Source organism: Psychromonas ossibalaenae ATCC BAA-1528 (assembly GCF_000381745.1).
GTDB lineage: Bacteria > Pseudomonadota > Gammaproteobacteria > Enterobacterales > Psychromonadaceae > Psychromonas > Psychromonas ossibalaenae.
In genome coordinates, this window is sequence record NZ_KB906987.1 from 42,233 (window position 1) to 65,848 (window position 23,616).

Annotated in this window: 19 protein-coding genes; 9 read left to right on the top strand and 10 right to left on the bottom strand. The window is 42.6% G+C overall.

All coding sequences use genetic code 11. The annotated features are described in order from the left end of the window. The first annotated feature begins 10 nt into the window (after positions 1-10). Positions 11-1,105, top strand: coding sequence for a GTP pyrophosphokinase (locus tag G327_RS0111525; protein WP_019614934.1), 1,095 nt, complete (start codon positions 11-13; stop codon positions 1,103-1,105). A gap of 403 nt (positions 1,106-1,508) precedes the next feature. Continuing rightward, on the top strand, positions 1,509-3,386 hold the full coding sequence (locus G327_RS0111530) for an HD domain-containing phosphohydrolase (protein ID WP_019614935.1): 1,878 nt from the start codon (positions 1,509-1,511) through the stop codon (positions 3,384-3,386). 11 nt (positions 3,387-3,397) lie between these two features. On the opposite strand, the gene G327_RS0111535 is transcribed toward G327_RS0111530, so the two are convergent. After that, on the bottom strand, positions 3,398-4,063 hold the full coding sequence (locus G327_RS0111535) for an HAD family hydrolase (RefSeq protein WP_019614936.1): 666 nt from the start codon (positions 4,061-4,063) through the stop codon (positions 3,398-3,400). Positions 4,064-4,288: 225 nt separating this feature from the next. Continuing rightward, complete coding sequence (locus G327_RS0111540; RefSeq protein ID WP_019614937.1) at positions 4,289-5,302, bottom strand: manganese-dependent inorganic pyrophosphatase; 1,014 nt, start codon at positions 5,300-5,302, stop codon at positions 4,289-4,291. 216 nt (positions 5,303-5,518) lie between these two features. Between G327_RS0111540 and G327_RS26505 the strand changes: the two genes are divergently transcribed. Further along, complete coding sequence (locus tag G327_RS26505; RefSeq protein ID WP_019614938.1) at positions 5,519-6,766, top strand: ion transporter; 1,248 nt, start codon at positions 5,519-5,521, stop codon at positions 6,764-6,766. On the opposite strand, the gene G327_RS0111550 is transcribed toward G327_RS26505, so the two are convergent. Next, a complete protein-coding gene (locus G327_RS0111550; protein WP_019614939.1) occupies positions 6,763-8,526 on the bottom strand; it encodes a putative bifunctional diguanylate cyclase/phosphodiesterase in 1,764 nt (587 codons plus the stop codon). The genes G327_RS26505 and G327_RS0111550 overlap by 4 nt on opposite strands. Positions 8,527-9,058: 532 nt before the next feature. Between G327_RS0111550 and G327_RS0111555 the strand changes: the two genes are divergently transcribed. The 3 genes from G327_RS0111555 to G327_RS0111565 all read left to right on the top strand — a co-directional run bounded on the left by G327_RS0111555 (position 9,059) and on the right by G327_RS0111565 (position 12,221). Further along, positions 9,059-9,418: a hypothetical protein gene (locus G327_RS0111555; RefSeq protein ID WP_019614940.1), complete on the top strand. Its 360-nt coding sequence runs from the start codon at positions 9,059-9,061 to the stop codon at positions 9,416-9,418. A gap of 83 nt (positions 9,419-9,501) precedes the next feature. Continuing rightward, entirely contained in the window at positions 9,502-11,694 is a 2,193-nt protein-coding gene (locus tag G327_RS0111560; protein ID WP_019614941.1) for a protein-disulfide reductase DsbD family protein, read from the top strand. Next, positions 11,694-12,221, top strand: a complete 528-nt coding sequence (locus tag G327_RS0111565) for a protein disulfide oxidoreductase (protein ID WP_019614942.1) — start codon at positions 11,694-11,696, stop codon at positions 12,219-12,221. Before G327_RS0111560 ends, G327_RS0111565 begins: the two co-directional genes overlap by 1 nt. Before the next feature lie 64 nt (positions 12,222-12,285). Here the strand turns inward: G327_RS0111565 and G327_RS0111570 are convergent, their stop codons facing one another. Beyond that, entirely contained in the window at positions 12,286-13,350 is a 1,065-nt protein-coding gene (locus G327_RS0111570; RefSeq protein ID WP_019614943.1) for an FUSC family protein, read from the bottom strand. A 140-nt stretch (positions 13,351-13,490) separates the two neighbouring features. Further along, positions 13,491-13,934 (bottom strand): PACE efflux transporter, encoded by a 444-nt coding sequence (locus tag G327_RS0111575; protein ID WP_019614944.1) that lies wholly within the window; start codon positions 13,932-13,934, stop codon positions 13,491-13,493. A gap of 95 nt (positions 13,935-14,029) precedes the next feature. Between G327_RS0111575 and G327_RS0111580 the strand changes: the two genes are divergently transcribed. Then, positions 14,030-14,905 carry a LysR family transcriptional regulator gene (locus tag G327_RS0111580; RefSeq protein ID WP_019614945.1) on the top strand — a complete coding sequence of 292 codons (876 nt, stop codon included), beginning with the start codon at positions 14,030-14,032 and terminating at the stop codon, positions 14,903-14,905. A gap of 99 nt (positions 14,906-15,004) precedes the next feature. After that, the gene (locus G327_RS0111585; protein ID WP_019614946.1) at positions 15,005-16,468 is read left to right on the top strand and encodes an Ntn hydrolase family protein; all 1,464 of its coding nucleotides are present in this window, start codon (positions 15,005-15,007) and stop codon (positions 16,466-16,468) included. 68 nt (positions 16,469-16,536) lie between these two features. Here the strand turns inward: G327_RS0111585 and torD are convergent, their stop codons facing one another. The 5 genes from torD to G327_RS0111610 all read right to left on the bottom strand — a co-directional run bounded on the left by torD (position 16,537) and on the right by G327_RS0111610 (position 22,328). After that, positions 16,537-17,166, bottom strand: a complete 630-nt coding sequence (gene torD, locus G327_RS0111590; protein WP_019614947.1) for a molecular chaperone TorD — start codon at positions 17,164-17,166, stop codon at positions 16,537-16,539. A 64-nt stretch (positions 17,167-17,230) separates the two neighbouring features. Beyond that, a complete protein-coding gene (gene torA / locus G327_RS0111595; protein ID WP_019614948.1) occupies positions 17,231-19,696 on the bottom strand; it encodes a trimethylamine-N-oxide reductase TorA in 2,466 nt (821 codons plus the stop codon). Positions 19,697-19,709: 13 nt separating this feature from the next. Beyond that, complete coding sequence (gene torC / locus G327_RS0111600; protein ID WP_019614949.1) at positions 19,710-20,891, bottom strand: pentaheme c-type cytochrome TorC; 1,182 nt, start codon at positions 20,889-20,891, stop codon at positions 19,710-19,712. Between the two features lie 55 nt (positions 20,892-20,946). Beyond that, a complete protein-coding gene (gene torE / locus G327_RS0111605; RefSeq protein ID WP_019614950.1) occupies positions 20,947-21,120 on the bottom strand; it encodes a trimethylamine N-oxide reductase system protein TorE in 174 nt (57 codons plus the stop codon). Positions 21,121-21,458: 338 nt separating this feature from the next. Further along, positions 21,459-22,328 (bottom strand): LysR substrate-binding domain-containing protein, encoded by an 870-nt coding sequence (locus G327_RS0111610; RefSeq protein WP_019614951.1) that lies wholly within the window; start codon positions 22,326-22,328, stop codon positions 21,459-21,461. Positions 22,329-22,461: 133 nt separating this feature from the next. Between G327_RS0111610 and G327_RS0111615 the strand changes: the two genes are divergently transcribed. Continuing rightward, positions 22,462-23,592: an S-(hydroxymethyl)glutathione dehydrogenase/class III alcohol dehydrogenase gene (locus G327_RS0111615; RefSeq protein ID WP_019614952.1), complete on the top strand. Its 1,131-nt coding sequence runs from the start codon at positions 22,462-22,464 to the stop codon at positions 23,590-23,592. Positions 23,593-23,616: the final 24 nt, after the last annotated feature.

Consider the following 23,616-nt stretch of genomic DNA (forward strand, 5'->3'; position numbering starts at 1 on the left):
AAAATGTCGAGTGTCATCAATTGACTTTGATAAAGAAAAAAATACCTTTAGGGATTATTACGATGCAAATATTGGCTCATTAGAAACAGCCAAGAACTCTTTTGTGGCTTTAGTTGAGTCATTAACCAAAGGCAGCATCTCAATTTCAAAAATTGAGGGCAGAGTAAAAAATCGAGAAGAGTGCATAAAAAAATTCAATCTTAAGTATCGCAATGTACTGGAAGAGGCTTTCCAGCATTATACGATTAAAGATCATATTAGTGACTTAATCGGATTGAGAGTGGTGTGCTTATATGAAGATGATGTTGAAAAGCTGAAAAGTAAGCTTGCGGAGCATTTTCTGGTGATTGATGTAACGGATAAAACATCACAAATTGAAGATACAGAAGATTCATTTGGCTATAAAGGACTTCATTTAGATTTGAAATTAAATGAAATTCGCCGAAACCTGCCTGAATATGAAGTATGTAAAGATTTAAGCTTTGAAGTGCAGATAAGAACAATTATTCAGGATTCCTGGAGTGTTCTGGATCATAAAATAAAATATAAAAAAGTGATTCCTAAGCAGTTAAAAAGACGTATTAATACCCTGGCTGCTCTTTTTGAGTTAGCCGACAGAGAATTCAAAGAGATACGCATTGCCACGGATGCAGAGCTTGAAAAAACTCATCTGCAGGCTGAAGAGAATACGGATATCGGGACACATATACCGGACAGTAGTGATTTAAAAGGTAATGAGTTTAATGCCTTCAGCTTCTTAAAGATTGCAAGTCACTTCTTCTATGGTTTTGAATTTGAGTCCTACAAAGTGGATGGATTTACTCAAGAAATTGTTTCACTGAAACCACTGATAACCAGGGGGAAATTCAATTTCTATATTCGTGAAACTATTACTGCAGTAAAAAAATACAAAGCCTTTTTTGCTGGTTCAAGCCCGGCAGGCTCGATGAACCCTTATACAGTGATCCGTCATTGTTTGTATTTAGGAGACAAAGAAGTTTTTTCCAGCATGCTTACCGCTTCGGCAAAGAAATCATTTGAAAAATGGCTGATAGATAACCCCTACTATGTAAATTATTCCGGTGAAAAAGAAAATAAATATTAGCTAACAAAAAGAGACAAACTGTCCCTTTTTCAATTTTGAATTATAGGTTTATTCTCTTCCCACATTATAACTGCGGCTAGGCACATATAATTTATGCCGTTGGCTGCTGATGTTCTGCAGATTGCTGTATTTGTTAATACTGACACCCTCCCTACTTTCAGTGTCTGGGCCATCCCTTTAAGGTAGTGGTTTTGGCCTGCTTATGCTTTTTTTATGAAATCAGCCGCCTTATGCGCCGCAGAATTCTATGCTTATGCAATAATTGTTGATGCTTTTTTGTATTAATAACTAAGTCGTATTGGATAAATACATCCCACTGAACTAAAGTTCAAAATGTGATCAACTTATCATCATATGGTTGTGAGTGTATATATGTACATTGATCATTATCGGGAGGGAATCCGTGGCTATTATCAACAAAAATAATAATAAAGAGTTTTCAGAGGGTCATAAAAAGCAAGTATGGAAGTCTTTCTTTATCTTGTTTATTCCTTTTACTGTTATCAATATTCTGGCTTTTATACTGGTCAATATACTGTTTATTAATGTTGAGCAGGTGCAGCTGCAGAGCAGAGTTCAGGCTGCGATTGAGGTTGGGTCCCGCCTGGCGCAGCGTGATTTTGACAGCGTTATCTCGCAGTTGGAGTTTTTGTCTAAAAGTGAATCTATGAAGGCATTTATTGCCGCAGATAACGCTGATACCCGCGATCATCTTAAACTGGAATTCTTTAATTTAGCAGAGACTGCACATCTTTATGATCAAATTCGTTTATTAGGACCGACTGGTATGGAACTGGTGCGCATCGATTATAAAAACGGTGAACCTGTCGTAATTCCAGCAGAGCAGCTACAGGATAAGTCTAATCGTTATTATTTCAAGCAGAGTGCTTCCATAAACAATGATAAACTATATATTTCGCCTTTGGATCTGAATATTGAGCAGGGTAAAGTTGAGATGCCCCGCAAGCCGATGATTCGATTTGCTAAACCTTTACGCAATCAGGCTGGAGAGCTTAAAGGAGTAGTGGTTTTAAATTATTTCGGGCGCTTATTTCTCGATACATTTCGTCAGCAGATGGCAGTTGCGCCGGGAGAGGCTGCTCTGCTTAACAATGAAGGCTTCTGGCTGTCGAGTGAAGATGCCTCACGTGAGTGGGGATTTATACTGGATCACCAGCAGAGTTTCAGCGCACTTTATCCGGAAGTCTGGCGGCAGATAAAACTTATGGAGCAGGGTATTATCAAGTGGAATAACGGACGATTCTCCTTTGCAAGCGTACATCCGGTTGTTGATGTTCATGAAAAGGTCGCTAATAAAGATCATTTCCTGGATCAATGGAAAATTGTGATCGTCAATACAGTCTGGGGTTATACGCCTGCTTTCCTATTTACTAAGGTTAAATTTCTTTATCCTATTTTAGTGATTTATCCGCTGGGTTTAATCCTTATTTACATCTGGGCGAGAGCTTCGACCGGTAGAAAAGCCGCCGAACTGCAGTTAAAAGAGCTTAACCACGTTTTGGAACGTCGGGTGGAAGAACGCAGCAGAGAGCTGGAGGTGACTAAAAGTGTCACTATTTTGAGTATGGCGACGCTGGCTGAAACACGAGATAATGAAACAGGCCTGCACTTGAGACGGACACAGAATTATGTACGCCTGCTGGCTGCTGAGTTATGTAAACATCCTGATTTTGCAGAGTTTTTGAGTAGTGAAACGATTGAGTTATTATACAAATCCGCGCCGCTGCATGATATAGGCAAGGTTGGTATCCCTGATGACATTTTATTAAAACCAGGAAAATTGAGTAATAGTGAATTTGAGATCATGCAGCGTCATACTGTTTACGGAAGTAAGGCAATTGAGTCTTCTATCCTGACCCTGACCTCAGAGCTGCAGCAGAGTAATGGTCCGACATTTTTACAGTTTGCTCAGGACATAGCCCATTACCACCATGAAAAATGGGACGGCAGCGGTTATCCTGAAGGCCTGGTCGCGGATCAGATTCCTGTGGTTGCACGGATCATGGCAGTGGCAGATGTTTTTGATGCACTCTCCTGCCGCCGTATTTATAAAAAAGCGTTTGGCCGACAGGAAACTGAAAGAATTATATTAGCAGGGCGGGGCAGTCATTTTGATCCGCGTATTATTGATGCTTTTATGCATGTTCGCGAGTCGTTCTGGCAGGTTAATAGTCAGTTTTCTGAGGTACCTGAATCAGTATTTCCAGTACAAAAACTTTCAGCCGAACGCACAACTCAGTGCGCCGGTTCTGCTGCATAAACAACAGCGATTTATTGTGCTGCCTGTCTCGCCTGAAGCTGAGCTAATACATTAGACAAAGAGCTGCTGATATTATGACCCAGTGCAATGATATCTGCACAGGGTTTTACCAGATCCGGTACTTGATAAACCTGCATACCGGCCGCTATTCCAGAACGTACCCCGTTACTTGAATCTTCAAAGGCTAAACAGTTTTCCGGGCGGACATTTAAACGCTCGGCAGCCAGCAGAAAAATTTCCGGATCAGGTTTACCATTTTTAACTTCACATCCGGTACTTAGATGTTCAAAATAATCCAGCAAACCAGCTAGCTTCAGCTTGGTTTTCGCAAGTTCTCTTGGTGTTGATGTCGCCACTGCGACTGGAATAGATTGAGATTTTAACCAGGTTAATAAATCAATCACACCGGTTTTAACCGGAATAGCCTGATGCTCAACAATAGGATGATAACGTTTCATCCATTCGTGACGCAGTGTTTCATAATCAAGTTCAGGACCGTAACCGCTGCGCAGAACTTGTTCAATACCAGCGGCATTACTGCCGATAATGCCTAAATACACATCTTCTAACATAGGTAGTGATAAAAACTGACAAGCTTCCCGGAATGCCTGCATACAGACTTTTTCTGTATCTAAAAGGAGACCATCCATATCAAAAACGGCGGCTTGGTAATTCATTGTATTTCCTCGATTTTTATTTACCTAAATTTAGAACTCTCATTTAAAGGTAAAAGGGCATAGCCTCTGTTATGGGTATTCAGCGTAATATGAGTGCAGATAATAGCAATTCCATTCAATGCTGTTAATCAATAACTTGGTTTTCAGGCACGAGTATTTTTGTTATCCATTGTGCCTAAAGGAGGTACGGTAGTCTCCTTTAGGCAGTTAATTGTAAAACTTTGTTTAATTCCCTGCTTCGACAGCGCGCTGTATTGCCGGCCCGATCTGGCGCTTGCGGGATGTTACATTCTTAAGCTGTAACCAGCCGTCGGCATTCTGGCCTTGAAAAGCCGCCTGGGCAACAGCTGCATCTGCCTCGTCAATCCATAGTAGATTGGCTTGTTTATTCTTAGTATCGGTGACTGAAAAGAATAGATGGTCTAAGTTATTCTCTTTTTTATAAACCTGCATAGCAGTTATAAATTCATCTTTTCTGTCTGTTAACTGTTGGGCTGTTAATGTTTCAGCGACACCGATACCGACTTTTTTACCTGCATATTCAAACGTTTTGTAGTCCATGGTCAGAATAGTCGCCGCATCCGTTTTACTTAAATCCGATTTAGCGATCAGCATCTGCTCGCCAAAGGAGTGAAAATCACTAATACCGGCTTGCTCTGCTAATTTAACTGCATAATCACGATCATACTGAGTTGTAGTTGCTGACTGTAAAACCACGGTGTCCGATAAAATGCCGGCTAACGTTGTACAGGCAACCTGTTTCGGCAGGATTATATTTAATGATGCAGCGTGGTCTGCTGCAATTGTGGCGGCTGAACCCCAGGGACGGATATCAATAGCGGCAACCTGTGCTAAATTTACCGGGCTTCCGCCAATCGCATGATGATCAATAATGGCTGTAATGCTGCCCGGGTCAATTGTTTTATGGAGCTGGGTTTTCTGATTGAAATCAACCAGACCGACTTGTTTATCTGTAAAGTCATCTAACTGCCGCGGTGCTTCAGCCTGGCAGTATTCAAGTACAAAGCGGCTTTCCGGATTGGTCTCTTGAGGCATTACCGCTGTACCGCCGTATATATAAGCCGCAGCTATGGCTGCTGTCATGCTGTCTGTATCGGGACTGAGATGGCCCGTCCAAACTAAGTTATGTGTATCATTTTTTTTCGGATCATTTAATTCAAACGCGCTGCCGGCCGTGCTGATAACTGCTAAAGATAAAAATACAGAAGAAAATTTCATGGTTTATCCGTGATTAAAAGTTTTAAAGTGCTTTTAGACTAAAGATTAATTGTGAATATTTTATGACAGCATATATAAAGTTTTCTTTATATAACTCTGCTCTTCATTGTTACAGATCACTGCTGCAGAAAGATTTTAACAATTGAAGCACGACTGCTTTATACTTTACTCTTATTATTTATAGCGACTGCCGGCTGATAATAAAAGGAGTTTAACTTGTCTCAAAAAGCATTTCTCTGGTCTTTACTGCACGATACGGATTCCCGTTATGGAAGAATTTTTGCTTTTGTTATTCAAAGCTTAATTCTTATTTCGCTAGTGACTTTCTCAATGGATACCCTGCCGGATTTATCGCAGACAACAATTTTTGTGTTAAAGCGCATTGAAATCATTACGGTGATTATTTTTACGCTTGAATATGCTCTGCGTATTTATGCTGCTGATAAAAAATTCTCTTATATTTTTAGTTTTTACGGCATAGTAGATCTGGCTGCTATTGTACCTTTCTATTTCATTCCCGGTGTGGATCTGCGTTCAGTAAGAATTGTACGTTTGCTAAGGCTGCTGCGTATTTTAAAGTTGTTTAAATACAGTAAAGCGTTAAACCGGCTGCATCGTGCATTTATACTGGTAAAAGAGGAGCTGCTGTTATTCGGTTTTGTCGCGCTGATAATGTTTTATTTGTCTGCCGTGGGTATTTATTATTTTGAACATAGTGTGCAGCCGGATTTATTTAAGTCGATATTCCACAGTTTATGGTGGGCGCTTACCACACTGACCACGGTTGGTTACGGAGATATGTTCCCGATTACAGTGGGTGGTAAAGTTTTTACCTTTTTTGTTCTGCTGGTCGGTCTCGGGATAGTAGCAGTACCGACAGGGTTAATCGCGACGGCGTTATCACAGACCCGTTTACAGGAGCCTCTCAAACAGGATGATCCCGTTAATAATCATGCAGCTGTTTTAACCGAACATGAGTTTCACCACGGTAATTTTCCAGTTTATAAACCTCAGGGAAATGAAAACTGGCGCTCTTTTAAGATAAAAGAGGGTATTGCGAATGTGCTCTATCAGCCTGCTCATAAAAACACCCTGGCACCCTCTGGACAGCAGGGATCAGGGAAACTAACCGGTAAGTGGCTGTATAATGAGCAGCCGGATAAGCAGGAAAAGCTCCTGCAGAGCAGTATGGAGCTGTTTATGGACTCAAGTTTAGAGTCGAATGCCAGTGTCGGCTTGCATGCGCACCTGGATACAGAAGAGATCTATTATCTGCTGGAAGGACAGTTGTTTATTGAGCTTGTGGGTAATAAAGGACAGATTAGCCGGCAGACAATCAACCCGGGGGATACCCACCTGATACTGGCTGGGGAAAGCCACTTCATCCAGGCGGGCGAGCAGGGAGCAAGATTTATTGTGGTGGCGGCCAAGGTGCCGTTAACTGAAGACCTTGAATTAGATTAAGCGAGATACTTTTTTTCTAATTCTGTCGGCGTTAGCGGTTGAGAATAATAATAACCCTGGATATGGTTTATCTGGCAGTTTATTGTTTCTTCCAGTTCTTCTTTTGTTTCAACCCCTTCGGCTATAACTGATAAATTAAAATTAGCGGCAAGATGAACGATTGTTTTTACAATTTTCTGGTTATCTGTATTGAGGTGAAGGCCGGTAATAAATGCCCTGTCTATTTTTAAGGTGTCGATCGGCAGCTGCGGCAGGTAAGATAAGCTCGAGTAACCCGTGCCGAAGTCATCAATACTGATTCGGATATTTCTGCTGCGCATTTTATTAAGCAGTTCTATGGTTTCCTCTATATTTTCCATCAGCACGCCTTCGGTGAGTTCTATCTCTAATAAATCTCCGGGGATCTGGTAGCGCAGTAGCTGCTGAAACAGGTAATCAATAAAATGCGGCTGCTTCAGCTGCACAGCTGATACATTAATCGATACAGGCGGCACCTGTAAACCTTGATCCAGCCATTCACGGATTTGTTTAAGCACACTTTTAATTATCCAGCCTCCAAGCTCAATAATAAAACCATTCTGCTCTGCTACCGGAATAAAGTCTGCGGGAGAAATCCAGTTCTGATCTGTTGTTTTCCAGCGTAGAAGAGATTCTAATCCGACTATACTGTTTGTTTTTGAATCCATTTTAGGCTGGTAAACCAGACTGAACTCCTGATTTTTCATTGCCTGATGAAGCTGATTACCCAGTTTCATTTTATAAAGCAGCTGATCGGCAAATTCCTGTACAAAATAAACACAATGTTTATGTTTATTTATTTTACTTTGGTACATGGCTAAGTCTGCATTTTTTAGCAGCGTTTCACAATTGCCGCCGTCATCGGGAGCAACGGCAATGCCGAAGCTGGCACTAAGGTTATAATTTAGTTCTTCGAGAATTACCGGGCTTTCAAAGAGCTTCAACAGTAAGCTTTGTAATTTCTCCAGTGAGTTATCCTGTTTGTAATACTGATGCGAGATAATAAATTCATCTCCACTGTAGCGGGCGACAATAGTCTGTTCATCGATTAATGTTTTTAAACGGTTAGAGATTTCAATAAGCACCTGATCGCCGCACGCATGTCCTAAGCTGTCATTGATGGTTTTAAAATGATTTAGGCCCAGCAGTATAACTGCGACATGACCATCAGGCCGTTCCAGCGCTTTGCTTACCTGCCGGGTAAAAGAAATTCGATTAGGCAGGTCGGTTAAGTCGTCGTGGTAGGCAAGGTAGAGCATCTGCCTTTCGGCTTTTTTGCGTTTGCTGATATCTCTGGCTATTCCTGCTGTGCCGACGACCTGATTGTGCTCATCAAAAATCGGTACTTTGATAGTTTCAGACCAGGCGGCACAGCCGTCGCTTCCTGTTATTAGCTCCTCGGTGTGCACCATCTGTTTTTCTCTCAGGGTTTTTAGGTCGTCTTCATAATATGCCATCGCCTGTGTTTGATCGCTGCAGATATCAAAGTCAGTTTTACCTAAAATCTGCTGCTCAGATAAAGAGAACGCTCGGGAAAACTGTTTATTGACCAATAAAAAACGTGACTGTTTATCTTTCAGCCAGATTAAATCAGGAATATGGGTTATCAGAGAATGAAGATGACGATGAGTCTGTCTGAGATCTTTATATTTTCGTTTCAGTTTTATTAAATGAAAAGCAGTGATAGATAAAGCAAGTAATAAAAAAACAGTAATACTAATACTGATGTGGAGCAACGGCATATTAAGGGCCCTGGGTCTTAAGGTGACGGCGTCTTTTTATAATAAGGGGGATTAATCTATTCTGGTAGTGAAATGTGCCGGTAGTGTGAACCTCCTGTTTCATTTAAATCTAAAACTGAAAGCAGTTTTGCTGTTTGATGAACTTTTTTAGATTAATGAACTCATATACCCGTTACCAATCAAAATGCATTTATCAGGCGCTAGCTCGGACACCAAGACAAGGCGCAGCATGAAGACCTTTCGAGCGATTAACTTCGTTAATCCTCTATCGGTAGGATTAAAATAAAGACTTTAATCCTTAAATGGCTAGCCCTTATCGAATGCTGCAACGCTGTACTGGTTTTCGAGCTAGGCCTCGCAGGGCAAGCCGTGAGTCAAACACTTTCGTTGTTGTGAAGTTTTGATTTAACCGGTTAGATCTTCACCTTCATGCCTAGAAATTATTCACCTCACGACTTGCTGATTTTTGCATCTTGAATGATAACGGGTATAGTAGATAATTGTTACACAAATTTAACACCTTGATGAGTTTATGGTTCTTATAAGTAGTCAGACAGAAAAACAAAAGCATGCACGCTGGACTATGTTACTGGTTGTAATGATCATGACATTTTGTCTTAGCCAGCGCGCCGGTTTTGTAACATCCTGTTCGATAATAGTTTCTCAGCAGGCAGAGCAGGATCATCCGGTACTTACACAGGATGAATGTGACTCGGCAGTGCATCTGCTGCAGTGGTTTGCCGGCAGCTTAGATGCCGCGATTTTTACTTTAGTGCTGACCCTGCTGCTGGTGGTAAGTTTTAGCTCCTACGCAGTTCAGTTTGTTCCTTTTATTGCACCTCGCGCACCTCCGCTGCGGCGGCATCTTCTTTTTTGTGTTTTTCGTGAATGAAATTTTTTGTTCGAATCTCGGCTCTTATCAGTTAGCGGTTAAATTTCGCTGACTGCGTTTTATTATTACTTGGAGATTTCCAATTGAATTCATTGTTTCGTTCTATTTTAATTACTTTTTTACTGAGTGTTTCATTACTCAGTCATGCCGCCGTTAAATTCGGCTCTGTACCAGAGCTCAGTAATATTGCTCCTGCTGAATTCAGCAGTGCCTCTGCTAAGTTTTCACCGGTCAGCCAGACATCAACCGGCTGGTTAGTTAATCCGAATCATCCTCCGGTTTCTGTGCAGATGCAGCTGACAGGACAAAGTGATCCTTTATTAAAAACCGTTGATGCGGTATTACAGGTCAAACTTGAGGGTGACTGGAAAACCTACTGGCGTTCCCCGGGAGAGGGCGGCGTTGCACCGAGTTTTGATTTCTCACAATCAGATAATATATCTGATTTCAGCTGGGTCTGGCCTGCGCCAAAGCGTTATCCGGTATTAGGGGTTGAAACATTAGGTTACAAGCATGAGGTTAATTTCCCTATCACCTTACAGGTGCAGAACCCGGCAGAGCCTGTTTTGTTAAAAGGCATCATGACTATGTCGTCATGTACCAATATTTGTGTGTTAACCGATTATGATGTTGAATTAAACTTTAATGTCGAAGACCTGCACATCGATAATGATGCTTTGTTTGCTTTTAATCAAGGCATAGGTGCGGTGCCGATGAAACTTGATCAGCAGGCAGTGAAAGATAAAACAACCAGTTCTACGGTTTCTGCTTACCGTTCATATTGGGATGCTGAAAATCAAACACTGCTAGTACAGGTTGACAATCAAAGCGGCTGGTTCTCTCCGGATGTGTTTATTGATTCACAGAATAGTGAACTGGCTGAAGTCAGTTACTCAGCCCCGGAAATAAAAATTTCCGATAAGCAGCTGACGGCTAAAATCACAACCAGCAGCTGGACCGGCCCGGTAGATTTAGCTGACAAGTCTATTAATATTACTGTGGTTGATAAAGATTTAGCGGTGGAATTAAGTACGACACCTTCTGTGCAGGCCATTGTATTTGAGTCGAGCAGTATTGTTTCAATGTTTTTAATTGCCCTGCTGGGTGGTTTGATTTTAAACATTATGCCTTGTGTTTTACCGGTATTAGGCATGAAATTAAGCTCGGTTATCTCGGCGCATGGTATTGAGCGCAGTCAGATCCGCAAACAGTTCTTTGCATCAGCCGCCGGTATTTTAACTTCATTCTGGTTATTAGCCGGATTTTTATTAATTCTTAAATTTTCCGGACAGGCATTAGGCTGGGGCATTCAGTTCCAAAGTCCTTATTTTATTACTGTGATGGTGGTGATCACCGCTTTATTTGCAGCTAATATGCTGGGATTATTTGAAATTCAGCTGCCAAGTGGTATGCAGACCTGGCTGGCAACCAAAGGCGGCCACTCTTATCTCGGTCATTATATGCAGGGGATGTTTGCAACTCTGTTAGCAACACCTTGTAGTGCCCCTTTCCTAGGCACGGCTGTTGCGTTTGCATTAGGTGCATCTAACCTTGAGCTGCTGACTATATTCAGCGCACTAGGACTGGGTATGGCATTTCCATGGATATTAATTGCACTGTTTCCGGCAATAGCTTTGCGTCTGCCGAAACCAGGTAAATGGATGAACAGTGTTAAAACACTGTTTGCACTGATGATTTTAATTACCTGTTACTGGTTATTAAGTTTATTAACTGTCTTTATCGGTACCGGTATTACCTTGTTAACCGGCCTTGTTTTAACAGTTATATTATTAGTCTTAATCGCCAGAAAACGCGGTAAAAAAGTATTAATCACAGTTTTAGCCAGCCTGTTAGCTGCAAGTGTATCAGGTATGATTATTGCCAGTTTAACAACCAGTAAGTGGGTACAGCCTCTTGCTCAGCTGGACTGGACGGTTTTAGATACTAATGTGATAGATCAGCAGATTAAGCAGGGAAATATTGTTTTTGTGGATGTTACCGCAGACTGGTGTATTACCTGTAAAGCCAATAAGATCGGTGTGCTGCTGCAGGATCCTGTTTATAGTGCACTGCAGGGTGAGCAGGTCATGACCATGAAAGGAGACTGGACGGTCCCTTCTCAAGATGTCACTGATTATCTGCAGTCCTACGGGCGTTTTGGTGTGCCGTTTAATATTGTTTATGGTCCGGGAGCGCCGCAGGGGCTGCCTTTGGCCACTATTCTGACTACGGATGAAGTACTTAGTGCTATTCAGCAGGCCAGGGGATCGAAATAATGGATAAGCAGATTTCTGATCTTGTAAAAAAACATAAAGGCTGGCGGGGCTGGCTGAAAGAAGCACTTGTTTTAGTGCTCCTGTTGACAGTTATCAGCTGGGCTGTCGATTTCTGGCGGAGCGGCTCCATGGCTTCCGGTCAGGCTCCTGCCTTAACTGCTGTTTCAGTGCAGGGGGAGAAGATTGATTTAGGTGCTATGAGTCAGGACAAACCCGTGCTGCTTTATTTCTGGGCAACCTGGTGTCCGGTGTGCAGTTATGTCTCGCCGTCGGTGGATTTTTTATCGGCGGATTATCAGGTAGTGACTGTGGCTTTAACTTCTGGCGAAGAAGAGCGAGTTCATAAATACCAGCAGGCAAAGGAATATGATTTCAGCACGATTAATGATCCTAAGGGGCAGATAAGCCAGGCTTGGGGTATATCAGTAACGCCGACTATTTTTATTATCGATAAAGGTCAGATAAAGTCGGTAACAACCGGTTTTACATCTCCCATGGGTTTGTGGATGCGTCTTAAGCTGACTTAGGCCGTCACTGTAAAGCAGCGCGGTCAGCGCTGCTTTTTTATGTTTTTCTAAACAGCTCTTATATTTATTCTTGTTTGTTTTTTCGAAAATGCTGCCGATTAAAAACTTTACTTAGACTGAAAGACACAGCACAGACATGCCGGGCTAATTCATGATTCAGCCATAAATATCCAAAGAAATTAATATTACTCTGGTGGCAGCTGTCAACGGCACTCACTGTTTCACTGGTAATCGTGAACAGGCTGATATCGTCGGCTAATATCTGCTGTACATCCCCCATATCCACCTGCAGGCTGATCTGGTTCATATGCTCAAACAGATCTGATGCTCCGTGCATTAAATCTGAATTGGTTTTTATCTTTTGAAAAGCATCCTGGCTGCGCCACTGCCGGTTAATCAGCGTTTCTAATACACTTAAAATGCGCCGCTCTAAAAAAATGATATCGGTAATATCCTGCTCATCACCTTTCCACTCTTTGTATATATGTGCCATTAATGAGCGTTGTTTATTTAAGTTGGTGCTGAGCAGTTTCAGATTGTAGTCAGCCGCACCGTTATCGCTGTTTAAGCCTTTGTTATGCAGAAGATAATAATCGCTGCTGAGCAGTAAAAACTCTGTTACCAGAAGCTGAAAGTGGACTAATGCCCGTGAGGGAAAAAACAGGCGGCTGCATAAGATGGTTAATAATGTTGCCCAGACAACATTAATTGCCCGCCACTCTGCAACCACAATATTGTCAGCTCCGCCGGGCCCGGCAACTAAAAATAGAGTGAGCGCCACCAAGACAGCTGCATAGGAATATTTCCCCACAACTGCATACATAGCGACAGCTAAGATTAGTAAAAGGATTAAATCATGCAGAACAATGTAAGCGCCAGGCAGCAGGTAGACGGCTAAACCAAGCAGTGCACCGATAATTGTACCGCTTAAGCGCTGATTAGCTTTAGTTAAAACAGAGCCCAAATATGAAACAGGCCCCATCACCACAATAATAGTGATCAGCGCCCAGCTGGAGTGCGGGAATTCGAAAACTCGGATCACAACAAGTGCAATCGCGCAGGCGATAACAACCCGTAAAGCATGAAGCATTCGCTGGTGGCGAATGACAAAACGATCTGATAGCAGCATTATGCAGACTTAATCTAGTTAAAAAATGAGAGTATTATTTTTTATACAGAAAACCAAGAAAGAATAGCTTATATTTTCTAGCTTTGATTATCAGCAGTCTCCCAATATTAACTAGGAGACTACCTTGTCTTCTTCTGTGTTTAATTAAGCTGCGAAAGCGAAGGCGGTGTTTCTTTAGAATTAACAAATTTAAGACGCAGATGATCGTAACAGTAATTAAATACCAGAGTGTAAAGCGTAATAAACAGGGTAATGCCTAGATCCAGAATAAAAGCCTCCAGCAGACTGACTTGTAAAATATACGCCATGACCGGAGTGGTTAAAATGACAAGGCCTGATTCAAAAATTAAGACGTAAAAAATGCGTAATTTTAACCCTCTTTTTTCACGGGCTCCGCGATAAAATTGATCAAAAATGAGGTTAAAAAGATAGTTCCACACCATCGCGATTAGCGATACAACTATCATTGTTTTTAATGCAGAATAAAGTGCAATATCGGAGAAAACAATTAAACCGATAATTACTGAGGACACTGCAATTAGTTCAAACAATAGCATGTGTAATAGACGTTCACGTGCAGACATAAATATTCTCCTGTTTATTATTGTAACTAGATGTTGGAAGTAGTGTGACTTTAAACTAAGATGATAGAAAGTTAGTAACCATCACAGGTCGTGATATGTATAGTCTTGAACAGTTGAAAATTTTTGTTGCCGTTTCTGAAAATGGATCTTTTTCTGCGACCGCGCGTAAGCTTAAAAGAGCGCAGTCCGGTATCAGCCAGTCCATTTCTAATTTAGAAATTTCTCTTGATAAACAACTGTTTGACCGAAGCAGTAATACACCTTCATTAAGCGATGACGGCAAAGCGTTATTGCCGGTTGCTAAATCTCTGCTGCTACAGCAGCGTCAGTTTGATCAAAAAGTCGCCGCATTATCACAGCAGCAGGAGCATGAATTAATTATTGGAATTGAAGAAAGCCTTTCTTACGGGCCTATTTTCAGCAAAATAAAAAAGTTTGCCGAGCAGTTTCCCATGACCAACCTGGAGGTAGTAACCGCATCTACTTATGATATAGAGGAATACGTACGTAATGGTGATGTACATATCGGTCTGATTTACAGTAAAGGGGAAATTCAGAATGATGTTGATTTTGGAACGCTTGGTTATAATAAATTTATTACTGTAGCGGCTGCTTCGCACCCTCTCGCTGATCTGCAGGAAATTAATGATCAGGTATTACGTGCTTATCGGCAGCTGGTTTTGCGTACTTATCATGGCAAAGAGTTATGGTTCAGCCACGCTATCAGCACGCAGATCTGGTACGCCAGTAATCACCATTTACTGCTTGAGTTAGCAGAGCAGGGCATAGGCTGGACTATGCTGCCTGAAGATCTCGCCTTAGACTCGTTGGCGCAGGGTAAGGTCATTCTGCTTGATGTGACTTACGAACCCTACGGCTGGATGAATACCATTGATTATATTGTTAGTCGAAGAAGCCAGCAGGGACCTGCTTTACAGGGATTGATTAAACTATTAAAGCAGGCTTTCTGATAAAAAATGTTTGTGCCGGGCTTGTTTTAAATCAACCTGAATAAGAGATGCTAGACAGATAATCGTTACTTAGATAAATTTACATAATGGAAGCTTCTGATGGATTATATTACTGCGCAGTTTAAAACTTTTACTATCCTGTTATTTACTCTGTTGATGTTATCACTGAACTGCACGGTTAGCAGAGCTGCCGTGGTGGACAGTGAGCTGGGTTTTGAACTGGAATTACCGGAGCGCTGGATAAAATTAGATCTGGAAAGTGCACAGTCTATTTATGCTCAGGCATTGTCTTTATTTGAAAAAAAGAAAATAAGCAAGGCGCAGCTGCTTGAGTTTAGAGAGCTTTTCAGCGCAGTGGGCAGCAGCACCAGCAGTGTATTCATGCCCGTTGATATTATCGGCCTGCTTAAAAAGAAAAAAGCTTATTCGGTAGTCTGGCTTAGCCTGGTGCATAAACATCTGCCTCAAAAAGAAGATCAGGCCGCAAAATGGTGCCAAAACAACCGCAGTGCCAATGACTTTTCCTGTGAGTCTCAAACGGTTAATAACAAAACAGTTATGCAGCTCAAAGGAAATACTCGGAAAAGCGACAGCCAGTCTTTTGTTTATGTAAAAACACAGTCTTTTTATCAGCTTAGTCATCATGTCAGTTTAGCTTTTACGGTTTTCGGCAGCGGTGATTATGATCCCGATGCTTTGCTGTTTAAGCAGAATATAAATAAGAGCACAAGGCAGGTGGTTGAAAAAATAGAGCGTATCTATAAACAGTCTGAGCAGGTAAAAACAGCCGAGCAGGTGGAACTGTTTATTAAAAATCTGCATTATGTTGCTGATTTGGGTGATCCGCAGGCAAATATGGTGATTGCCGGTTATCTGGCTGATTCCCAGAAACCGCAGCAGGCTGAAATTTATTATAAAAAAGCGGTGGCCACGCCATGGGAATTAGCCGATGCTATGTATACCCTGGCAATGTTTTACCATTCCCATCCTGAACTTGTTGATGCTGATGAAGCCGATGGTAATGATCTTATTACTCAGGCTGCTGCAAAAGGCTATCAGCCTGTTCTGGATCTTGTTGAACAGTTAGCTGCAAAAGGTAATGCCCGTTCGCAGTATTTAAAATACCAGTTAACAAAAGAAAAAATCTGGTTAATAGAGGCAGCTAAAGTGCTGCCGGAAGCTATGCTCAATTTAGCTGTGCAGAATCATAGCGAGGAGACGGGAGATATAATTAGTCATGTACGTAAGGTCGAGGAGCTAGCGGCGTCCGGGAAGTTAACTGTTCATGATTTGAAGCGCTTAACTCCTTTATTTCCTTACCTGCTGCGTATCAATACCTTGATAAACCTGCATGAACAGGCGCTTAGTGAGCATAAAGAAGAGTATCTGAGACTTATGAAAAGTATTTTTGAAAAAACTTTAGCGCCTTTGAGCGCATCACAAGCTCTCTCTGAATCTGAATGGTCTGTTATCTATTATCAGGCTGAACGGTTCAAAAACCGTAACGGTGATCCGTTGTTTGATATTGTTGAAAAATATAAATTTGAAGCTGCACAGAAGTAGTTATAGGTTTTACTGGTCGTTTATAAGCCCTGCCTGTCACTGTGCAGTGACAGGCAGGGCTTAAGCGTTTAATCGGGCATGATTTCAACTATATCCTGCTTGATATAAGCCTGCAGCAGCTGACAAACCCCTTGGTAAAAACCGGAGTTGTTGACCTTAGCAGTCGCTTTCACAAACTGTTCTAGCCAGGACAGAATATGTACTTCAATAAAGTTGATCTGCGCTTCACTGACACCGTTAACATCCTGAATAATCAGATTGCCTAGGTAATCAAGCTGGATGGCAATATGATCCGCCGGTTCATTAAAGGACGGATCAACTACCAGACCTTGTGCCTTGAATAAGTCAATCATATCCTGATGAGGCTGCTCAAATAGTTGTCCTGATTTAGACAGATAAACAGAGGCATAGGGTGGTGCACCCGTCTTTGTATCGGTTAGAAAAATCTGGCTGAAGTCGGCTGCTAATTCCAGCTCAGGTTTGTTCATGGCTAAAATAGCGGTTAATGCTGATTTTATTTTCTGTACAGACGCAGTAAAGTCAGGCTCCTGCTCAAGCTGATCTAAAAGTGTTACCCCTTCACCGCAGAAATACATAGCAAGCTGTTCTTTATCCAGCTCTTTGGTGAGTAAAGTTGCAAACCACCAGTAGAGGCTCGCACGTGTTTCATTTATTTCTGATATGGTTGTTTCTGTCATTTCCGAGCTCACTTTCTTGGTACCAGAAGGCAGGGTATTCAGTGAATACCCGCCACAGTTATATTTAGCTTATCTCTTTCGGCCCGCCGAAGGCAGTTACCGCAGGTGCTTTACCGACAAATTTTTCATACTGAACCTGACAGGTATTTGCACTGGTTGCCTGTGACAGCTCAGAAGTTGCCAGATCTATGGTTAGTGTGTTCGGATCGCCATAGGTATCTAATGAACCTATTTTTTCGTCAACCGGGCCGTACCATGCACCTTCTTCGATACGGGCTACACCCGACGGGAAGTTATCTGATACGACAGCACCGGCTAATAACTGCCCGCGCTGGTTAAATACACGCACTATATCACCGTCTTTAATACCGCGAGATTTAGCGTCCTGCGGATTAAGGTAAATCGGCTCACGGCCTTTAACGGCATAAGTAGCACGGAACTGCTCTGAATCACACATTTGTGAGTGCAGGCGTTTGTTCGGGTGGCAAGACTGTAACCAGATCGGGTGTTTATCCGAGCCAGGACCACCGTGTGAGCGTTCTGCTTTTTCAAACCACATAGGGTGACCCTGACACTCTGTGTATCCGTAACGGTCTATTTTACGACTGAATATTTCGATAAAGCCGGACGGAGTGCCTAATGAATTGATTTCCGGATCTTCGCGGAAAGCCGCCTGGCGTGTCCAGTCTTTACCTGTACCGAAATCAACAAAACCCTCTTTCCAGAATGTCTCAAAATCAGGCATCGAGAAGCTGGCTTTATTGGCTTCAACACAGCCGTTATAAAGTTCTTTTACCCACTGCATCTCATTTTTACCCTGGGTGTAGTCTTTTTCCTGGCCGAGTTTGCGTGCCAGCAGGGTAAATATTTCAAAGTCAGTTTTTGACTGGAATAAAGGATCCACCAGTTTGTGCATCGCAATAATGCCGCGCCCGCTGTATGAGCCGTACAGATCTAAATCATTACGTTCCCACTGTGTACAGGCCGGCAGCACGATATCAGAAAAACGGCAGGTTGCCGTCCAGGTGAAATCAACCGTCACAACCGTTTCCAGTTTATGGAACGCTTTTTTCATGTTATTACGGCCTTGATGGTGGTGCCACGGGTTACAACCCGAGAAAACCATCATCTTAAGATCCGGTAGAGTAATTTCTGCACCGTTTGCCTGAATCTTTTTGCCCGGCTGTAAAATCGCATCAACCCAGCGTGCTACGGGAATCGTGCTGCTGTAACCCTTGAAATCTTGATTTTTATGAATGCGGTTATCAGGTTTAGCTGGATTGCGCGGGAATGCTCCCGGACCGGCTGCCCCTGTTGAAGAAACACCTACCGAGCTGTAATGATGCGCGTAACTGATACCACCGCCGGGTAAACCTATCTGCCCTAACATAGTGGCAAGTACGGCAGCCATCCAGTACGGCTGCTCACCATGCTGCTGACGCTGAATACTCCAGCCGACCATAATCTGGGTACGCTCCTTGACCAGCATGCGTGCAAATTCACGAATATTATCGGCTTTTATACCGCAGATCTGCTCAGCCCATTGCGGCGTTTTTTCAACTTTATCTTTTGATTCGCCCAACAGGTAGGGAACAAAGTCTTCAAAACCTAATGCATATGTATCAATGAACTTTTTATCGTATAAGTTTTCTTTATAAAGTGTATGTGCAATTGCCAGCATAAACGGCACATCGGTCTGTGGATTGATATACTGCTGCTCTGAATTTAAGTAGTTCTGCGTTTTGCTTTTTACCGGATCCACACTGATTACACGGATCTCTTTTCTGGCTATTTTTTCTTTCAACTGTTCAAGATACTCAAAAGACTCGTGGGTTTCACAGTTCCAGCCGACCTGTAAATTTTTAACCAGATCATTGCCCCAAAGCACAATTGTTTTACTGTTTTTAAGGATCAGCGGCCAGGAAGTACCCTGCGCATAGACTTCGGTGGTGCCCAGTACATAGGGCATAATCGTCTGACCCGCGCCTGTTGAATAGTCGCCGACCTTATTGACGGTATAACCGTGCATAGCGATTGCGTGTGCCATATGGTTACCACACGAATGCAGCTGACCTGTTGAGCGCCAGCCGGTACTTCCTGCGTGAATGGCCCAGGGACCATACTGAGTCTGCATGCGCTCTAATTCATTATGAAAAAGGGTTATTGCTTCATCCCAGGTCACACGGATAAAACGGTTGTCACCACGTTTGCTGGTATCACTTTTTTCACGGTTCAGATACCAGTCGTAACGTACCATAGGGTAACGAATGCGTGACGGGCTGTAGATAATACCTTTAATGCCTTTAAGCATATCGGTCGGATATTTATCTGCTTCAAATGCTTTTATTTCCTGCACTTTACCGGCGTAAACGCGGGCACGGAAAGCGCCCCAGTGCGAACCGCTAATCTTCCATTGACCAGCTGTATCGCCTGTCGCCGCATGCGCTGCTTGAATTAAACCCGGGCCGACTAAAGCTGCGGTACTAGTGGCCAGCAAACCTTTTAAAAAACTACGTCTTGAAATTGACATTGTGACCTCCTAGTTAATGCGCTTCGTCTGAAAAATCAGATGAATGTTTTTGTAGATATTTAAGCACTAACGCCTGTGTATCCCCGTCTAAATTCACGAAAGATAACATACCGTTAAACATGCCCGGCCACGTATTGGTGTCAAAATGATTTTCTGCCGGCTGAGTGTGACAAACACTGCAGCTGCTGTCGTAGGTTGTTTTAGCAAAGGTCCATAAAGTATCGCGGGACTCTGTTAAGGAGCTGTTGCGCATCCATAGTTTTACTTCAACTTTCTGCCATGGTAGACCGGTTAAGTCGTCGACTTTAGATTCGCCTTTGCTCATGTAGTCATCGCTCTGTGCAACTTCTTTAGTTAAGAAACCGTCATTAACATTCATTGCAAAGTCTTCAAACATTACCCGTCCGAAACCCTTGGTTTTACGCCATGCATCAATTTCAACCTGAACAGCATCGCCTTCAACTGCCAGTATGGTTACTTTAGTTGCCGCATTTAACTGTCCGGCTTCAGTTGTTAAGGTGTTATCGGTAAATAACGGCAGCTGACGAACACTGTAATAACTTTGACCTTTGTTGTAACCCGATGTAGCCATCTCTTCAAGTTTTGCCAGTGTACCTTCACCTGACCCCATATTTTCAGGCAGTTCGTGGGCAATCCCTTTATGACAGTCAATACAGCTCTGATCGCGCTCGGCCGCCATTTTCATTTGTACCTGTGCACGCTCAGACATGATAGAAAAATCCATACTGTTGTAGTTATGACAGTTTTTACATTCTAAGGAATTATTGGCAGTGAAGCGATCCCATTCATGCTGGGCTAATTCACCGCGTTTAGCTAAGAACTTTTCGCGAGTATCGATATTGCCGAAAACAGCGCTCCAAACCTCTTTAGATGCCTGCATTTTACGGGCAATTTTGTCTGTCCAGTTATGCGGTACATGGCAGTCCGGGCACGTTGCACGTACGCCTGATCGGTTCTGCCAATGCACTGTCTCCTGCAGCTCAACATAAACATTATCAGACATCTCATGACAGCTGATGCAGAACTCTTCGGTATTAGTCGCTTCTAGTACGGTATTAAAACCACCCCAGAAAATAACACCCGCTAAGAACCCCCCCATAGTGAGCAGCCCAAAACTTAAATGTACACTTGGTTTACTGACAATCCGCCAGAAACATTTAATTAATTTGATCATAACTAGTCCTTTGTTATAAAAGGTAAAGGAAAATAGTAACTACAGAACTGTGAGGTTAACCATGGCCGGGAGGACCGATCATAAACATCTGTAAAAACCAGACGCTAAAACCATAACCGCCGACCAGCATGACGCTTAAAATTGGGAATAAGCAGACGGTGATAAATAAAAATGTTTTCCATTCGCCCGCACGTGTTGTTTGTTCTGATTCAGTTTTTATCTCTGACATAATAATTCCATTTTTTGTAAATTTAGGTAATTTTATCCAGCTATTTAGTTGTACTGTTCAGGATGTAACTTAATTATGAAGTTCTTGTGAAGAATTGTAGTTTCGAAACACGGGGTGTTCAATTACCATACGATAATTCACAATAATTTAATGAAAACTATTTGTTTGTGATGTTGCGGCTTGTGATAGAGTAAAACTTGCTTGTTACAGGTCTTTTTCAGTGAAAAGAGAATGGTATTTACTTGAATGTTGAGCAAGTGATCTTTTTACATTTTGAATGATAACGGGTATAGGTATCTCTCGTTGAAATTCCACTGAGCAGATAAGTAATCAGCCGCTTATTCTTGTAAATTTTCCTGCAGGTAGTCAACAAGTAGACGTATCTTGGGGGATAGATAGCGGTTTTGCGGATAAACCGCCCAGATTCCTTCCGGTGCTTCGCGCATATTATCCAGTAGAGTGACTAATTTTCCTGAGTCTAAGTGCCGCTGCAGATAATAATCAGGCAGCTGAATGATGCCTAAATGTTTCAGTGCCGCATCAACCAGACCGATACCGCTGTTACAGCGGATATTACCTTTTACGCGGATATTTTTTTCTCTGCCTTGTTCGTTAAAGCGCCAGTAATCGCGCGTACCCAGCAGACAGTTATGATGTTTCAATTCAGATAATGAATGCGGCTCGCCGAACTTGTTAATATATTCGGGTGAAGCGCAGACGAAATTTGAACGAACAGCTAATTTTTTGGCAATTAAGCTGGAGTCTTTCAACTGTCCAAGACGTATCGCTAAATCAAATCCCCCTTCAACCAAATCAATACGGTTATTGGTCAGATCACTGACCACTTCAATCTCACTGTATAACTGCACAAAATCGTTTATTAAGGGTAATATTTTTTGTTCGCCGTAGGTTACCGGTGCCGAGAGTTTTATGGATCCCTGCGGACTGCTCTGTAAATTAGTGACAGCCTGCTCTGCCGCCTCTAAACCGTCTAATACATCGCGGCAGTGACGGTAAAACAGCTGCGCTTCCTGAGTAAGAGTCACTTTACGAGTGGTACGGTAAAACAGTTTTATATTAAGGCGCTTTTCTAACGCACTGATTTGCCTGCTGACCTGCGCGGTAGATATTTTCAAGTTTTTTGACGCCAGAGTGAAACTCTCTGTTTCAGCCACTGCGACAAATTCGTTAATACCTTCCCATTTCATGATTGTTACCATCTCGTAAAAGTAATTTGCAGTTTGGTTATATTATCATTCTGTGAGAAATAAATATAATAGCTACACTTAAAACAAACAAGCTGCAGCATGAACTTCATGTTGAGCACTAACTGGAGTTCATATGACTGACCAATTTATCAAATCAAAAGCTGCTGTTGCCTGGGGCCCTAATCAACCACTTGTAATTGAAGAAGTGGATGTGATGCTGCCTCGTAAAGGTGAAGTATTAGTTAAAATAATCGCTTCCGGTGTCTGCCATACTGATGCGTTCACTATGTCTGGTCAGGATCCGGAAGGAATATTTCCCGTTATCCTAGGTCATGAAGGCGGCGGTATTGTTGAACAGATCGGCGAAGGTGTGACCAGCGTTGCTGTCGGCGACCATGTGATTCCGCTTTATACTGCTGAATGCGGTGAATGTAAGTTCTGTAAATCAGGTAAAACCAACCTATGCAGCGCTGTACGTGAAACCCAGGGGAAAGGTCTGATGCCGGACGGCACAACACGTTTCTATAAAGACGGCCAGCCGATCTTCCATTATATGGGCTGTTCAACTTTTTCTGAATACACAGTTTTACCGGAAATTTCGTTGGCTAAGGTAAGCAAAGAAGCGCCGTTAGAAGAAGTTTGTCTTTTAGGCTGCGGCGTGACAACCGGCATGGGCGCTGTACTGAATACTGCAAAAGTAGAAAAGGGCGATAACGTTGCTATTTTCGGTCTTGGCGGTATTGGGCTTTCCGCGATTATCGGCGCAAAAATGGCCGGTGCAGACCGTATTATCGGTGTTGATATTAATGAGAGCAAATTTGAATTAGCACGTCAGCTTGGTGCAACTGACTGCATCAATCCTAAAGATTACGACAAACCGATTCAGGATGTGATTGTAGAGATGACCGATGGCGGTGTTGAGTATTCATTTGAGTGTATCGGCAACGTGGATGTGATGCGCAGTGCGCTGGAGTGTTGTCATAAAGGCTGGGGCGAGTCGGTTGTTATCGGTGTCGCCGGTGCCGGGCAGGAGATTTCAACCCGTCCGTTTCAACTGGTAACTGGTCGTGTATGGCGCGGCAGTGCATTCGGCGGTGTGAAAGGACGCTCTGAGCTTCCTGAGCTGGTTGAACGTTATATGGCAGGTGAATTCAAACTGAGTGATTTTATCACCCATACTATGGATCTTGACAGTATTAACGATGCATTTGACCTGATGCACAGCGGTGAAAGTATCCGCACCGTTATCCATTTTGATAAATAATCTCTAGTACAAACTGGCCGTTCT

Excerpts from the sequence above, each read along its gene's own strand:
- G327_RS0111550 (WP_019614939.1), bottom strand. The coding sequence starts at position 8,526 with ATGCCGTTGCTCCACATCAGTATTAGTATTACTGTTTTTTTATTACTT.
- G327_RS0111575 (WP_019614944.1), bottom strand. The coding sequence starts at position 13,934 with ATGTCTGCACGTGAACGTCTATTACACATGCTATTGTTTGAACTAATT.
- G327_RS0111555 (WP_019614940.1), top strand. The coding sequence starts at position 9,059 with ATGGTTCTTATAAGTAGTCAGACAGAAAAACAAAAGCATGCACGCTGG.
- G327_RS0111570 (WP_019614943.1), bottom strand. The coding sequence starts at position 13,350 with ATGCTGCTATCAGATCGTTTTGTCATTCGCCACCAGCGAATGCTTCAT.
- G327_RS0111565 (WP_019614942.1), top strand. The coding sequence starts at position 11,694 with ATGGATAAGCAGATTTCTGATCTTGTAAAAAAACATAAAGGCTGGCGG.
- G327_RS0111580 (WP_019614945.1), top strand. The coding sequence starts at position 14,030 with ATGTATAGTCTTGAACAGTTGAAAATTTTTGTTGCCGTTTCTGAAAAT.
- torD (WP_019614947.1), bottom strand. The coding sequence starts at position 17,166 with ATGACAGAAACAACCATATCAGAAATAAATGAAACACGTGCGAGCCTC.
- G327_RS0111610 (WP_019614951.1), bottom strand. The coding sequence starts at position 22,328 with ATGAAATGGGAAGGTATTAACGAATTTGTCGCAGTGGCTGAAACAGAG.
- G327_RS0111540 (WP_019614937.1), bottom strand. The coding sequence starts at position 5,302 with ATGAAATTTTCTTCTGTATTTTTATCTTTAGCAGTTATCAGCACGGCC.
- torC (WP_019614949.1), bottom strand. The coding sequence starts at position 20,891 with ATGATCAAATTAATTAAATGTTTCTGGCGGATTGTCAGTAAACCAAGT.
- G327_RS0111585 (WP_019614946.1), top strand. The coding sequence starts at position 15,005 with ATGGATTATATTACTGCGCAGTTTAAAACTTTTACTATCCTGTTATTT.
- torA (WP_019614948.1), bottom strand. The coding sequence starts at position 19,696 with ATGTCAATTTCAAGACGTAGTTTTTTAAAAGGTTTGCTGGCCACTAGT.
- torE (WP_019614950.1), bottom strand. The coding sequence starts at position 21,120 with ATGTCAGAGATAAAAACTGAATCAGAACAAACAACACGTGCGGGCGAA.
- G327_RS0111535 (WP_019614936.1), bottom strand. The coding sequence starts at position 4,063 with ATGAATTACCAAGCCGCCGTTTTTGATATGGATGGTCTCCTTTTAGAT.
- G327_RS0111615 (WP_019614952.1), top strand. The coding sequence starts at position 22,462 with ATGACTGACCAATTTATCAAATCAAAAGCTGCTGTTGCCTGGGGCCCT.